The sequence below is a fragment of the Vibrio sp. 10N.222.52.B12 genome (genome assembly GCF_002875385.1).
Taxonomy (GTDB): domain Bacteria; phylum Pseudomonadota; class Gammaproteobacteria; order Enterobacterales; family Vibrionaceae; genus Vibrio; species Vibrio jasicida.
Map to the genome: position 1 here is coordinate 1 of NZ_MDAW01000103.1, position 15,300 is coordinate 15,300.

13 protein-coding genes are annotated in these 15,300 nt (G+C 45.2%); 9 read left to right on the plus strand and 4 right to left on the minus strand.

The annotated features are described in order from the left end of the window. Window positions 1–136: 136 nt before the first annotated feature. Window positions 137–772 (plus strand): alternative oxidase, encoded by a 636-nt coding sequence (locus BCT11_RS07355; RefSeq protein WP_005434918.1) that lies wholly within the window; start codon window positions 137–139, stop codon window positions 770–772. A gap of 60 nt (window positions 773–832) precedes the next feature. Here BCT11_RS07355 and srmB read toward each other — a convergent pair whose 3' ends face one another. Both srmB and BCT11_RS07365 read right to left on the minus strand, forming a co-directional pair. After that, window positions 833–2,056: an ATP-dependent RNA helicase SrmB gene (srmB, locus tag BCT11_RS07360; RefSeq protein WP_039977403.1), complete on the minus strand. Its 1,224-nt coding sequence runs from the start codon at window positions 2,054–2,056 to the stop codon at window positions 833–835. A gap of 107 nt (window positions 2,057–2,163) precedes the next feature. After that, a complete protein-coding gene (locus BCT11_RS07365; RefSeq protein WP_042605381.1) occupies window positions 2,164–2,883 on the minus strand; it encodes a tRNA1(Val) (adenine(37)-N6)-methyltransferase in 720 nt (239 codons plus the stop codon). Between the two features lie 328 nt (window positions 2,884–3,211). On the opposite strand from BCT11_RS07365, the gene brnQ reads away from it, so the two are divergent. Next, complete coding sequence (gene brnQ, locus BCT11_RS07370; protein ID WP_102387805.1) at window positions 3,212–4,525, plus strand: branched-chain amino acid transport system II carrier protein; 1,314 nt, start codon at window positions 3,212–3,214, stop codon at window positions 4,523–4,525. An 87-nt stretch (window positions 4,526–4,612) separates the two neighbouring features. On the opposite strand, the gene fldB is transcribed toward brnQ, so the two are convergent. Continuing rightward, window positions 4,613–5,131 (minus strand): flavodoxin FldB, encoded by a 519-nt coding sequence (gene fldB / locus BCT11_RS07375; RefSeq protein WP_039977400.1) that lies wholly within the window; start codon window positions 5,129–5,131, stop codon window positions 4,613–4,615. Between the two features lie 158 nt (window positions 5,132–5,289). Here fldB and xerD point away from each other — a divergent pair, with 158 nt between their 5' ends. From xerD to BCT11_RS07410, 7 genes are all read left to right on the plus strand, one after another. Continuing rightward, a complete protein-coding gene (gene xerD / locus BCT11_RS07380) occupies window positions 5,290–6,207 on the plus strand; it encodes a site-specific tyrosine recombinase XerD (RefSeq protein WP_038876233.1) in 918 nt (305 codons plus the stop codon). 61 nt (window positions 6,208–6,268) lie between these two features. Next, window positions 6,269–7,057: a bifunctional protein-disulfide isomerase/oxidoreductase DsbC gene (gene dsbC / locus BCT11_RS07385; RefSeq protein ID WP_102387795.1), complete on the plus strand. Its 789-nt coding sequence runs from the start codon at window positions 6,269–6,271 to the stop codon at window positions 7,055–7,057. Window positions 7,058–7,103: 46 nt separating this feature from the next. Continuing rightward, the gene (gene recJ / locus BCT11_RS07390) at window positions 7,104–8,843 is read left to right on the plus strand and encodes a single-stranded-DNA-specific exonuclease RecJ (RefSeq protein ID WP_039977397.1); all 1,740 of its coding nucleotides are present in this window, start codon (window positions 7,104–7,106) and stop codon (window positions 8,841–8,843) included. A 173-nt stretch (window positions 8,844–9,016) separates the two neighbouring features. After that, window positions 9,017–10,115 (plus strand): peptide chain release factor 2 gene (prfB, locus tag BCT11_RS07395; RefSeq protein WP_102387796.1). Its coding sequence is split into 2 segments (ribosomal slippage): window positions 9,017–9,091 and window positions 9,093–10,115, totalling 1,098 coding nucleotides; the frame shifts between segments, so codons are not numbered across the junction. Between the two features lie 35 nt (window positions 10,116–10,150). Next, window positions 10,151–11,683, plus strand: coding sequence for a lysine--tRNA ligase (lysS, locus tag BCT11_RS07400; RefSeq protein ID WP_102387797.1), 1,533 nt, complete (start codon window positions 10,151–10,153; stop codon window positions 11,681–11,683). Between the two features lie 245 nt (window positions 11,684–11,928). Continuing rightward, entirely contained in the window at window positions 11,929–13,263 is a 1,335-nt protein-coding gene (vpsR, locus tag BCT11_RS07405; RefSeq protein ID WP_038866373.1) for a cyclic-di-GMP-binding transcriptional regulator VpsR, read from the plus strand. Window positions 13,264–13,774: 511 nt separating this feature from the next. Beyond that, entirely contained in the window at window positions 13,775–14,026 is a 252-nt protein-coding gene (locus tag BCT11_RS07410) for a hypothetical protein (RefSeq protein ID WP_038866374.1), read from the plus strand. 124 nt (window positions 14,027–14,150) lie between these two features. On the opposite strand, the gene BCT11_RS07415 is transcribed toward BCT11_RS07410, so the two are convergent. Beyond that, complete coding sequence (locus BCT11_RS07415; protein WP_038866375.1) at window positions 14,151–15,185, minus strand: NADP(H)-dependent aldo-keto reductase; 1,035 nt, start codon at window positions 15,183–15,185, stop codon at window positions 14,151–14,153. Window positions 15,186–15,300 lie beyond the last annotated feature (115 nt).

Consider the following 15,300-nt stretch of genomic DNA (forward strand, 5'->3'; position numbering starts at 1 on the left):
AACCTATTTTAGGACTAGACAAAACCTGATCTAAATCGGACTTTATTACATGAAAATTTTATTCATTAAAAAATAGTTGAGTGCGAAGGTTTAAAGTTGTATTTTAAATGCAACTTTAAAATAAAGGAGTTCTCCTATGTCAGACTTCAAGCTCACACACAAAAAAGCCTCTAAGTTATCGGAGTACATTGCACTACGTATTACCAAGTTGCTGAAATTCACTCTGAACATCTTTTATGGCAAGAAATACGCGAAGCGCGCTGTGATTCTCGAAACAATCGCCGCTGTGCCAGGTATGGTGGCTGGGATGTTCAATCACCTTAAAGCGCTGCGTCGAATGAAAGACGATGAAGGATGGATCCGAGAACTCCTTGATGAGGCCGAAAACGAGCGCATGCACCTAATGATTTTCCTCGACATTGCCAAACCAAGTTTGGTTGAGCGTTTATTGGTGTTGCTGGGACAAGGTGTTTTCATTGTTGTGTACAGTTTCATCTATCTGCTTTCTTCTAAAATTGCTCACCGTGTTGTGGGTTACTTCGAAGAAGAAGCGTGTAATAGCTACACTGAGTACCTAGAGAAAATTGATAGCGGGGAAGTGGAGAATGTACCAGCTCCGACTCTGGCGATTGACTACTACAAGCTGCCTGCTGATGCGATGCTAAGAGACGTGATTTTGCGTATTCGAGAAGATGAAGCGGGGCACCGTGATCGCAACCATGGCTTCGCTGATGCCTATGAAGATAAAACTCTTCCAGCTCATCAATTATAGATGAAAAACAAAAAGAGCCGCGATTGCGGCTCTTTTAGATTTGGAATCAATCAGACGTGATTACTTCTTCTTAGCGGTTTTCTTTTTCGCTACTTTCTTCTTGTCGTCTTTTTTCTTTTTCTTCTTAAACACTGGTTTTTTGTGTTTAGGGCGCATCTCTTTGATGAAACGCTCTTTGATGTCTTCTTTTACGTAACGTGCAACACGATCCATCATTGGCTGGTCGTGCGCTTCTACGATAGAGATAGCGTTACCTTTTTTACCTGCACGCGCGGTACGGCCAATACGGTGAAGGTATACGTCAGCTGTGCGAGGCATGTCGTAGTTGACAACGTGTGATACGTCTGGAAGGTCGATACCACGAGCAGCAACGTCAGTGGCAAGTAGTACGTTCACAGCACCTTCACGAAAGCGTGCAATGGCATTGTTACGACGATCTTGCGGCATTTCACCTTGGATCCATGAACAAGGAATCTGCGCACTTTCTAATTGGCCACGCAACTCAGCTAGACGCTCACGAGTCTTCAAGAACACAATTGTGCGTTCTGCTTGCTCTGTGATGATGTGTTTTAACAGTTCTAGCTTATGTTCTGCTGTGTCGGCACGGTGATACCACTGAGCAATTTTTTTGCGCTCACGCAATGGTGATTTTGCATCGATCTCTGCTGGCTCGTTAAGTAGGTCTGCTGTGAAGCCTTCTACGCCTTTACCTTCTAGTGTTGCGGAGAACAGAAGGGTTTGCTTACGCCAGCGACATTCGTTTGATAGACGGTCTACCGTTGGTGCGAAGCCCATGTCTAGCATGCGGTCTGCTTCATCCAGCACTAACCATTCAATGGCACGACAGTCAAAGCGCTCTGCATCAATGTACTCACGTAGACGACCCGGTGTAGCTACGACGATGTCTTGCGTTGTTGCAAGAATATCGGCGTGCTCTTGGTACTGAACACCACCAGTGATGGTGAAGATATTCAATTTTGTGTTCTTTGCAAGCGCACGCGCTTGATCTGCAATTTGCATAGCAAGTTCACGTGTTGGCGTCAGGATCAGGATACGAGCAGGTCCAGGCTTGCGACGAGGGAAGTCTTGCAGGTATTGCAACGCAGGCAGTACGAATGCTGCCGTTTTACCTGTGCCAGTTGGTGCTGACGCTAGAATGTCACGACCATCCAACGCTTGTGGAATCGCCTCAGCCTGAATTTTAGTTGGGCGTTCGTAGCCCATCTCTTCGATGGCTTCAAGTAGGTTTGGGTCTAGATCAAGTTCAGCAAAGGTTCTGATCACAATGAGTTCTCCACAAGCAAAGCTTGGTTAATGGTTCGCCGCAGCAGCATAGAATATAAAAAGGTCGCACATTATAAAGTGATTGGTGACAAGGATCACATGTTATTTCACATCTTAAGATAAAACTCGTGAGTTAGACGGATAAATTCTTCGTCATAACCCTGATTTGAGTGGATGGTCAATTGTGATTCTTCGGTGTCGCAGACCTTTTTCGATAACTCAAATAGTACACGATGTACCGCTTTTTTCTGTGATGGTTGCACGTAGCATAGACGTGATACATACCAGCTTTGTGTTTTCGCCATGACAATAAACTGCTCACCTTCGGTGATTGGCAGAACAAAACTGGCTTTGCCGTCTTCTTCAAGTAAGTCATAGCAACACGCTAATAACGCGCGATGTTGCAATGTGTCGGTATGTCGGGCGGTGGCGCGCTGAGCCTGCTTTGATTGCTCACCATTATTGAAGTAGGGCGGATTACAAATGATGTGTTGAAAACGTTGCGTTGGTTCAAACGTTAATACATCGGTGTGCAAAACGGTTAATCGGTCAGCCCAAGGTGAATGCGTAAAGTTGGTCTGGGCGGCTTCTACTGCGGTTGATTCGATGTCCACCGCGGTGATCATCGCGCCTGAAAAGCGTTGTGCGCACATTAATGCCAGCAACCCAGTGCCAGTGCCAATGTCCAAAATTTTACTCTGTGGTGAGCAATTTGCCCAAGCGCCCAGCATCACGCCATCGGTACTGACAGGCATGCCACTTTCACCACCATCGATGGAAAATTGCTTAAACTTGAAGCCTTTAGTCTTGAATGTATCGCTCTTCATGATTGTTTTATATTTACTCAATAATAGAGTTAAATGCTCTATTGTTTCTGAATTGTATAGTTTGTTATCTTGTTGGTTATTAATTTGTATTGCTTTTTGATCGAGATAAAGAACTGGTCATAAATATCAGTGTAGTGATATCCACTGCTTTTGAGTTGGTGAACTAAATTAATATGGTGTTTTTTTCTTAAAGGTTGCCAAATGATGGTTACTTCGTCATTATGCGGCGGAAATTTATAGATTGAACCACAGGTACTCATTAACCTTGGGTATACAAAAAGTGGTCGATGCATACACAACATTCATCAATTCAGAAAAAGGGTTATCTGTGAAGCAGACGTTAAAACTAACAGATATTATCGCAGTAGGCTTTATGCTATTTGCGTTCTTTTTGGGTGCCGGCAACATCATTTTCCCACCACTAGCGGGTCAGCTAGCGGGTGATCATCTGATGCCAGCAATGTTCGGTTTCTTGCTAACAGCGGTAGGTCTACCTCTTATTACTATCGTTGCTATTGCTGTTGCAGGTGGTTCTTGGGATCATCTAACGCAAGACCTTCCTAAGAAAGCAGCAGTACTTATGGCTGCGCTTATCTTCATCATTATCGGTCCTGCATTTGCAGCGCCGCGTACTGGTCTCGTGGCTTACGAAATGGCAATCAAGCCTTTCTTCGTTGGCGCGACACAAGCACACCTTACGTCATTCTCTATCCTGTTCTTTGCAGTAGCGATGCTATTTGCTTGGTTCCAAGGTCGTCTGATTGACTTGATCGGTAAAGTGTTAACGCCTGTACTTTTCCTTGGCCTTATCGTTCTAGCAATTGCGGTATTCGTTGACCCGCAAGGCGAGATGATGGGTGCACACGGTGAGTACCTAACTCAGCCGCTGACCAAAGGTTTCCTTGAAGGCTACAACACCATGGATACGTTCGCATCGTTGATGTTCGGTATGCTAATGGTAGATGCACTTCGTAGCAAAGGCATCACTGAGCGTGCAGCAACGACAAAATACCTAATCTGCGCAGGTTGTATTGCAGCAGCAGGTCTGGCGTTCGTTTACATCTCATTGTTCTACCTAGGTGCGACGAGTGCAACTATCGCAGCTGGTGCAGACAACGGTGGTGCAGTACTAAGCCAATACGTTCAGGCACTATTTGGTCCTTACGGTCAGATTGTTCTTTCAATCATTGTATTATTGGCGTGTTTGACGACGGCGATCGGCCTTATCTCTGCATGTTCAGACTTCTTCAGCTCTAAGACGAAACTGACTTACAAGCAATGGGTTATCATTAACGGTGCCGCTTGTGCACTGATTGCGAACGTAGGTCTATCACAGCTGATTTCGTTGTCAGTTCCTGTATTGTTTGCGCTGTACCCAGTAGCAGTCGCATTGGTTGCGCTAACGTTTGTACGTAGCAAGCTACCAAACCCGCGTGTGGCATACCGCTCTGTGTTGCTAGTATCATTATTGTTTGCATTGATTGATGCAGCGAAAGTAGCAGGTCTAGACGTTTCAGCATTCAACATGCTACCACTGTTCGAAGTGGGCATGGGTTGGGTTCTACCAACGTTTGCGGCAATTGTTTGCATGTTCTTTGTAGCTAAATCTTCTCAACCTGAGTTGACAGAAGAAGCGGCATAACTGCTGACTCGCAAGATTAAAAAAGCCCGGTGAAGTGATTCACCGGGCTTTTTATTTGTCTGTCGTTTTATCAGGGTTTATGCGGACTTATAGCGTGTCGTGAAACTCAACCAACACTTGCTCACACCATTTCTCGATGCGTTCGTCACTCAATTCGTACTGGGAATCTTCATCTAATGCCAAGCCAACAAATTGACTACCATCTTCCGTTAAAGCTTTTGATGCCTCGAACTCATAACCTTCATTTGGCCAGTAACCGATAAACTGCGTCCCCGTTGCTTTGAGCTCGTCATGAAGTAGGCCCATCGCATCAAGGTACCATTCGCCGTAGCCTTCTTGGTCACCCAAGCCAAACAGTGCAACTACTTTGTCTTTTAGAGGTGTGGTTGCAATATCTTCCCAAATAGCACTCCAATCTTCTTGGATTTCACCGAAGTCCCAAGTAGAGATACCAATCAGCAATAAATCGTAGTCTGCCATCAGTGACAACGGTGTCTCTTTCACGTTGTGAATATCGACAAGGTCTGCGCCAATGATGTTGCGAATTTTCTCTGCTGCCATTTCGGTGTAGCAGGTTGTTGAGCCGTAAAAGAGTCCGATTTTCATTATATTCGTCGTTTTTTGTGTTGCTGTTGTGGCAGATTCTAACCATAAATTGAAGAAGATTGCAGCGAATATCCCGAGGGAGATGATTTTTTTATGGTATTGGCTTGGCTGTTGCCTTACTCTCAATACTGTAAATATAAACAGATAAGGACGCGTTCATGACGGCACAACAGCCTGTCAATCAACAAGATTTTGGTCTTGTTGAACAATTCTTAGATGCAATGTGGATGGAGCGTGGTTTATCAGAGAACACACTAGCTTCTTACCGAAATGACTTAATGAAGCTGCTCGTGTGGATGGAGCAACATCGCTACCGCCTCGATTTTATCAGCTTGTCAGGTTTGCAAGAGTACCAGAGTTACCTTGTTGATTTGGATTACAAGCAAACGTCCCGCGCGCGTATGTTGTCGGCGATTCGTCGTTTATTTCAATACATTCATCGTGAAAAAGTACGCGCGGATGATCCAAGTGCGTTACTGGTGAGTCCAAAGCTGCCTCAACGCCTACCAAAAGACATCAGTGAAGAACAAGTGGATGCTTTGCTTGAAGCGCCAGACCCGAATGACCCAGTAGAACTGCGTGATAAAGCCATGCTAGAGCTGCTCTATGCGACGGGGTTGCGTGTGACAGAGTTGGTCAGTCTGACAATGGAAAACGTCAGTTTGCGCCAAGGAGTAGTGCGTGTGACGGGTAAAGGTGGTAAAGAACGTCTTGTACCTATGGGGGAGAACGCCGTCGATTGGATTGAAACTTTTATCCAGCAAGGTCGGTCTGCTCTATTGGGAGAGACTACGTCAGATGTGGTATTCCCAAGTAAACGTGCCAGACAAATGACCCGTCAAACCTTCTGGCATCGTATCAAGTACTATGCTGTGATTGCGGGTATTGATACTGACCAATTGTCGCCACACGTTTTACGTCATGCATTTGCAACGCATTTATTGAACTATGGCGCAGATCTCAGGGTCGTACAGATGCTGTTGGGGCATAGTGACTTATCGACCACGCAAATTTATACTCACGTGGCGACTGAGCGATTGAAACAGATCCACAGTCAACACCACCCAAGAGCATAATGATGGTTTGTTTCATCCATTGTCTCATTGGATGAAAGGATTTTATTTTAAGGTGAATTTAATGAGCGTATTACGCCGACTAACTCTGCTGACTTTACCGTTTTTCGTTACCGCTTGTGGTGCTGAAGAAAGTCAGGCAAAAACGGAAACTCCTGCACAACAAGTCGCACCAGCGGCAAAACAGAACTTTGATGAGGCAGCGCTAAAAGCGAAGTTCTCTAAATTGGGCGTATCTATTCTTGATATCAAACCATCAGACGTTGCTGGATTATTAGAAATTCAAACTAATGGTGGTGTGCTGTTCGCATCAAACGATGGTAATCACTTTATTGCCGGTACGCTTTACGCCATCGATGATAACGGTGGTTACAAAGACGTAATTGCTGAGCGTCAAGCACCTCTAAACGCAGAGAAAATTGCCAAGTTTTCAGATAGCGTGATCGAGTACAAAGCGGACAATGAAAAGTACGTAGTGACGGTCTTTACTGACATCACTTGTGGTTACTGCGTGCGTCTGCACAGTCAAATGCAAGGTTACAACGATCTGGGTATTACCGTGCGTTACATGGCTTACCCTCGCCAAGGTGCAGCAGGTCCTGTCGCTGAGCAAATGGCAACCGTTTGGTGTGCTGAAGATCCTAAAGCAGCAATGCACAACGCAAAAGTTGATCGTTCATTTGGTAACCCAGCGAAAGATCTTAAGCAATGTAAAGAAACGATTAAAGCGCATTACGATCTAGGTCGTGAGCTTGGTATTTCTGGTACGCCAGCTATTTTCCTACCAAACGGTGAGCTAGTTGGTGGTTACTTACCACCAGCAGAACTGCTAAAACGTTTAGAGCAACAATAATCCTTTAAGGAGCAGAGTCAGCGGTATTCGCTGGCTCTTTTCAAACATGATAGAAATTCAACGACGTCCCGAACCGGACCTTTCTCTTCTTCCTGATTCTATTCCTGCGATTCTCAAACGTATCTACATTAACCGTGGTATCACGGATGTGGCGCAGTTAGAGACATCTGCTCGTGGTTTACATTCTTACCAACAACTTGGCGGTATCGATAAAGCGGTCGAGCTTTTATTCCAAGCGATCGAAGAGAAAAAACGCATTATTGTCGTAGGTGACTTTGACGCTGATGGCGCTACTAGCTCGGCTCTGTCGGTACTCGCATTGCGTATGCTTGGTAGCAACAACGTCGACTACTTAGTGCCGAACCGCTTTGAAGATGGTTATGGCCTGAGCCCTGAAGTCGTGGACCAAGCCTTAGAACTCGGCGCTGAAATGATCATGACGGTCGACAATGGTGTGTCGTCGATTGAAGGTGTTCGCTACGCCAAAGAAAATGGCATAACGGTACTGGTCACCGATCACCACTTACCGGGGCAAGTGCTACCGAATGTCGATGCAATGGTTAACCCGAACCTCGACAGCTGTGCTTTTCCATCGAAAGCGTTAGCAGGGGTTGGTGTTGCTTTCTATCTGATGATGGCACTTTGCGTGTACATGCGTAAACAGAATTGGTTTGCACTACAAGGTATGCAAGAACCAAAGCTTATGGAGCTGATTGACCTTGTTGCGCTTGGCACCGTCGCTGACGTTGTACCACTCGACGAGAACAACCGCATTCTTGTACACCAAGGCTTGCAGCGTATCCGTGCAGGTAAAGCACGTCCTGGTATTCAAGCGTTGATCGAAGTGGCGAAGCGCGATGCGCGTCGTTTGGTTGCGTCTGATTTTGGTTTCGCTTTGGGGCCACGTATTAACGCCGCCGGCCGTCTTGATGACATGTCATTCGGTGTTGAACTACTGATGAGCAATAACATCCACGCTGCGCGCCGCATGGCAAGTGAATTGGACGGACTGAACCAAACTCGTAAAGAGATTGAAGAGGGCATGAAACAAGAAGCGATGGCTTTCTGTGAGCGTCTTCAGTTTGGTGAAAACAGTGAACTTCCATACGGCTTGGCACTTTTCCAACGTGATTGGCACCAAGGTGTGATTGGTATTCTGGCTTCACGTATTAAAGAGAAGTTCCACCGTCCTGTTATTGCTTTTGCTGATGGCGGAGAAGGGACGATCAAAGGTTCTTGTCGTTCGATTCCTGGCTTACACATGCGTGATGCGTTGGACCTTATCGATACGCAAAACCCAGGTTTGATCATCAAATTTGGTGGTCACGCGATGGCGGCAGGTTTAACCATCAAAGAGCAAGACTTTGAGCGTTTTTGTCGTCTATTCGATGATGTTGTGAAAAAAGAACTTGATGAAGCGGCGCTAAAAGGCGTGATCATGTCTGATGGTGAGCTCAAGCCAGAAGAATTTTCTATGCACATTGCGGAGCAACTGCGCTCAGGTGGTCCATTTGGTCAGGCTTTCCCAGAACCTATCTTTGATGGCGAGTTTAAAGTATTACATCAAAAGCTGGTGGGAGAAAAACACCTTAAGCTAATGTTAGAGCCACTGCATAAAGGTCACCCAACGAATGTGATGATCGATGGCATTGCCTTCAATGTTGATTTGCGTCGTTGGCCAGATGCCTCGGTCAAAACGGTACGTCTCGCGTATAAGTTGGATGTGAATGAGTTTCGTGGTAATCAATCATTGCAATTGATGATTGACTACATCGAAGCCAAGTAAAGTCAGGTTTTACACTTTATATAGAGTACGGTTGCCTTTAAGTGGGGCAAAAATTTTATGACCGTGCTCTCTCTAATTGCAATCTGATTTCCCAGCCGAAATTTTCCTGTATCTCCGTCACATTTTTGAGTAGAATTTCTCGGTTAAATTCTATTCTAAAATGTTGAGCAAACATGTTTGAAATCAATCCAATTAAAAACCGTCTTCAGGACGTGTCTGAGCGCACGAATGTCCTGAGGGGGTATCTTTGACTATGACGCAAAGAAAGAGCGTCTAGAAGAAGTCAACGCAGAACTTGAACAACCAGATGTATGGAACGAGCCAGAGCGTGCGCAAGCACTAGGTAAAGAACGTGCATCTCTAGAAGCGGTTGTTGAAACTATCGTTCAACTAGAACAAGGTGTAGAAGACGTTGATGGTCTTCTAGAGCTTGCGGTTGAAGAAGAAGATCAAGAAACGTTTGACGAAATCGAAGCAGAACTTGCTGAGTTGGAACAGAAGCTAGAACAGCTTGAATTCCGTCGTATGTTCTCTGGCGACCACGACAGCTCTGATTGCTACATTGACTTGCAAGCAGGCTCAGGTGGTACCGAGGCACAAGACTGGACCAACATGATGCTACGTATGTACCTGCGTTGGGCTGAAGCAAAAGGCTTCAAGGCAGAGGTTATCGAAGTATCTGAAGGTGAAGTCGCTGGCCTTAAAGGCGCGACAGTTAAGATTTCTGGTGAGTACGCTTACGGTTGGCTACGTACGGAAACAGGTGTTCACCGCCTAGTACGTAAATCGCCATTCGATTCAGGCGGCCGTCGTCATACGTCATTTGCTTCTGCGTTCATCTACCCTGAGATTGATGAAAACATTGCTATCGACATTAACCCTTCTGACCTACGTATCGATGTTTACCGAGCGTCAGGTGCAGGTGGTCAGCACGTCAACACGACTGAATCTGCGGTACGTATTACACACGTTCCAACGAACACCGTTGTGCAATGTCAGAATGACCGTTCTCAACATAAGAACAAAGATCAGGCAATGAAACAGCTTCGAGCGAAGCTATTTGAGCTTGAATTGCAAAAGCAAAACGCGGAAAAACAAGCTAATGAAGACGCTAAGTCTGACATTGGCTGGGGTAGCCAGATCCGTTCTTACGTATTGGATGACTCACGCATTAAAGACCTCCGTACGGGCGTTGAAAACCGCAATACTCAAGCGGTTCTTGATGGCGATCTGGACAAATTTATTGAAGCTAGCCTGAAATCAGGTCTATAAAGCTTTTCACCGACAAAAAACAGGATACATCGAAAATGACTGATGCTGTTCAAAACGAAACTGTACAAGAAGCCTCTGCACAAGAAGAGAACAAGCTAATTGCTGAACGCCGCGCTAAACTGGATGCAATCCGAAAGAGCTGCAAAGCGAACGGCCATCCAAACGACTTCCGTCGTGACGCACTAGCGGGCGACCTTCAGAAAGAGTTCGGTGAAAAGACGAAGGAAGAGCTAGAAGAGCTTAACCACGTAGTAGCAATCGCTGGCCGTATCATGGCTAAACGTGGTCCATTCTTGGTAATCCAAGAGACTTCTGGCCGTATCCAAGCTTACGCTGACAAAGCAGTACAAAAAGTACTGAAAGACCAATACCAAGGCCTAGATATCGGTGACATCATCGGTGTGAAAGGTGCACTTCACAAGTCTGGTAAAGGCGACCTATACGTGAACATGGAAGAATACGAGTTGCTAACCAAAGCACTACGTCCACTTCCAGAGAAGTTCCACGGTCTAACTGACCAAGAGATGCGTTACCGTCAACGTTACGTTGACCTAATCGTTAACGAAGATTCTCGTCAAGCGTTCGTAGTACGTTCTAAAGTAATGTCTGCAATCCGTAACTTCATGATCTCTAAACAGTTCATGGAAGTTGAAACGCCAATGATGCACGTTATCCCTGGCGGTGCGAGTGCGCGTCCATTCATCACGCACCACAACGCACTAGATATGCCAATGTACCTACGTATTGCGCCAGAGCTATACCTGAAGCGTCTAGTCGTTGGTGGTTTCGATCGCGTATTTGAAATCAACCGTAACTTCCGTAACGAAGGTCTTTCTCCACGTCACAACCCAGAATTCACAATGATGGAATTCTACATGGCGTACGCAGACTACAAAGATCTGATGGACCTAACTGAAGAACTACTAAGCTCTATCGCACTAGAAGTTCTAGGTTCAACATCAATGCCTTACGGTGAAGATACAGTAGAGTTCGGTGGCACTTACACTCGCATGAGCATGTTCGAAGCAATCAAGCACTACAACCCAGACCACACGCAAATCCAAGCACTAACAGAAGAAGACATTCAAAACCGTGACCTAATGGTTTCTATCGCGAAATCTGTTCACGTTGAAGTGGAATCTTTCTGGACATGTGGTCAGCTTCTAGAAGAGATCTTCGGCGAAACTGCAGAACCTAAGCTAATGCAGCCAACGTTCATCACTGGTTACCCAGCAGATATCTCTCCACTGGCTCGTCGTAGCGATGACAACCCATTCTTCACAGACCGCTTTGAATTCTTCATCGGTGGCCGTGAAGTTGCGAACGGCTTCTCAGAGCTTAACGATGCAGAAGACCAAGATGCGCGCTTTAAAGCACAGGTTGAAGCGAAAGAATCTGGTGATGATGAAGCAATGTTCTACGATGCAGACTACATTACTGCTCTAGAGCACGGCCTACCACCAACAGCAGGTCAAGGTATCGGTATCGACCGTCTAGTTATGCTATTGACTAACACGCACACAATCCGTGACGTGATCCTATTCCCAGCGATGCGCCCACAAGCGTAATCTCCTCGCTGAGCCATAAAAAACCACCTTCGGGTGGTTTTTTTGTATCTTTAATTTGAACAAATTCAACTATTTGCATTTGAGGTCGGATAGGAGTAGTAAATAAGTATTCGCGAAATCTCAATCTGTTGCATAGTCTTAATATTGAGACAGACTTCGTCAGGCGTAGTCTCGATAATGTTACCCGTTCGCAAAGTTGGGTTTGTGGCGCGAAATTTCAATCAACAATCAATAAGGGTTAGAGAATGGCTGGGCAGTTTAAGATGGATTCCATTCCGGGATCGCTAGTCGTAGTTGGCGGTACTTATGAACCTTGGTTATCAGTACTAGAACAAGTGGGATGGAAGTGTCATCAAGTGGGTGACTTACGTAAAGCCAACACATTGTTAGAAGATATTGGACCATGCATCGGTATAGTTGACCTCAGCCATGATGAGTTCAGTCTTAATGGTTTAGCGAACTTAGTGAGTTCTCATAAACACGTTCGTTGGTTGGCGTTCATCCGCGAATCTCAACTTGGTACTGACACCATCTGCCAGTTCATCGTGAACTTCTGTATCGACTTCTTTACTGCACCAATCCCAGATGCGCAGCTATTGAGCACGATTGGTCACCAATTGGGTATGCTTAAGCTTGAAAAGAAAGTTTGGCCAAGTTTTGGTAACAGTTTAGATATGGGGTTGATTGGTGAGTCAATTCCAATGAAGCGCCTGCGTGACCAAGTTAAGCGTATCGGTCCAACAGACGTGAGTATTCTTATTTACGGTGAAAGCGGCACGGGTAAAGAGGCTGTCGCTCGTGCAATTCACAAAGTGTCGTCACGTTCACATAAGCCGTTCCTATCGATTAACTGTCGTGCACTTAACGAGCAACGTTTCCAAGCTGAAGTATTTGGGATTGAGGCGGAAGAAGAGATGGGACCAAGCCTGCTAGAGCAAGCTGATGGCGGCACCGTTTTATTCAATGACATTCTAACCATCTCAAAAGAGCAACAGATGAACCTGCTACGCTTCCTGCAAGAAGGGACGATTGAAACACGTGATGGCGCGAAGAACGTCAATGTACGGGTTCTTGCCGCTAACTCGTCTGATGTAGAGAAAGCACTCATTGACGGAGACTTCAATGAAGAGCTTTACCACTACATTAATGTACTGCGTATCAACGTACCAAGCTTGAAAGAGCGCGCAAGTGACATCGCTTTGTTGGCGCGTTTCTACCTGCAGGAGTTCTCTAAAGAGTACAACTCACAGGCGAAGAGCTTTTCTGAAGATGCTTTGAAGGCTCTGACACGTTATTTCTGGCCAGGTAATGTCCGTGAGTTGATGAACCAAGTGAAACGCGCTGTACTGATGTCTGACAGCGTCATGATTGAAGAGCATCACCTAGACCTACCTCAACGCAATGACTCAAAGCGCAGCTTGAAATCGATTCGTGAGAAGAGTGAACGAGATGCGTTGCTGGTGGTATTAGAGTCGCATTCTGGTCAAGTATCGAATGCCGCAAAAGAGCTTGGTGTGTCACGTGCGACCATGTATCGATTACTGAACAAACACAACTTGATTACAGAGCAGACGGTATAAACCCTCTATCTGACAGCAAGATAAAAGGAGCGCAATGACGCTCCTTTTTTTTTGTGCGCAAATTCTAAATATTTATAAAACTCGAGTTTTTATATATTCCTTAGTTGAATATGTTATTCAAAAAACCATATGCAACCTTATTTTAGGCTAATGGTTTGTTTTTAAGCAAAAACACAAAAATGGTTTGATAAATATCCTCTGTTGCTTACAATTCAACCGTAACTCAATGAGTTATACCACATCAATCACGGATTAATTTTTAGCTAGGAGGCGCAAGATGAAACATTACGTTGTTAACACCACTGCTTGCGCTGATCGTATGTCTGATGTTCGCTCAACCTTTGAAGCGATCAAACAAGATACTACTGGCTCATTAGATTAAATTAATCCGTAACCTACCTCTTATTACTAGGCTGCGGAAAAGTAGCGGCTTAGTCTCAACAGAGTCTTTCTGTTTAATTAGTCCACTATTTTTCCCTGTCGATTATTTATCGCTATTTGGAGAAAAATTATGCGTCACTCTATCTATTTGAAACTGGCCACTGTGCTTTTAAAAGCCGATCTCAAACGTGAAGAAAAGCAATGGCAACGTATGGTCCGCCGTAATGCTCATCAAATCCCTTGGACAAATGAGCACTTGTTAAAAGATATTGGCTTAGATAAAGAAGGTCGTTCAAACCATGTCAGTGTGCCTGATGCTGTCAAAGTTGAACGCCGAGTTCGTCATCTACGTCGTGTTTTAACTGCGCGAATACCAACGTAATCAATAACCCAAGTGGAGCTCTCAATCATATCTATTCGGTTCAACTTGGGTTTAATTCGCCAATGCAAAGAGGCTGACCATTGTGGTCAGCCTCTTTGTTTTTAGTCTATTGGGAAGTGAAATACTATGGGCATGGGTTCGAGTAAGTCGTACCAATCGCTTGGATATCATTTAGCAACGCTTCACTTAGGTGAACATCGATACTGTCGATATTGGATTTAAGCTGTTCTAGGTTAGTAGCGCCAATGATATTTGAACCCACAAACGGGCGCTGATTGACGAAGGCAAGCGCCATTTGCGCAGGATCTAATCCATGGTCTCTCGCTAGGTTGACGTATGCTTCTGTCGCTTTAACACCTTGTGGTGTGAAGTAGCGAGCGAAGCGTTCCCAAACCGTGCAACGCGCACCTTCTGGTTTTGCTCCGTTGAGGTATTTACCGCTCAAACAACCAAATGCTAGTGGTGAATAAGCCAGCAGCTGAACGCCTTCGTAGTGGCTGATTTCAGACAAACCAACTTCGAAACTGCGATTAAGTAAGTTATATGGATTTTGGATTGAAACGATTCTTGGTAAGTCATGCTTTTCTGCCAAACGCAGCAGTGACATCACGCCCCATGGCGTTTCGTTTGAGACACCGATGTAACGCACTTTACCTGCGTTGACTAACTCCGTTAGAGCTTCAAGGGTCTCGATCAGTGTGACCTCTTCTTGTTTATCTGGGTAAGGGTAGTTGAGCTGACCAAAGCAGTTGGTCTGACGCTGTGGCCAATGCAATTGGTATAGATCGACATAATCGGTTTGCAGGCGTTTTAAGCTATCGTCGATCGCAGTGTGAATATGGCGACGGTTAAGGCTCATGTTTTCACGAATGTATGGGACGTTGCGCGGACCAGCTACTTTAGTTGCTAAAACCACTTTCTCACGTTTACCACTTTTCGCTAACCAATTGCCAATGTACTGCTCGGTGAGTCCTTGTGTCTCTGCTTTCGGTGGTACGGGATACATCTCGGCAGTATCGATGAAGTTCACCCCATGATCGAGGGCAAAGTCGAGCTGTTGAAAAGCTTCTTGTTCGGTATTTTGCTCACCAAACGTCATAGTGCCAAGGCAGATCTTACTGATCTCGAGTGATGAGTGCGGTAGTTTTGTATATTGCATTTCACATCCTTGAAGAGTTACCGACTGAATAAGTCATTCCAATATAGGGGATTTTGAGTTGCTGTCGCAAATGATTTAAGTTTCGTTATGTAGTTAACTCGAAAGTTATCAATAC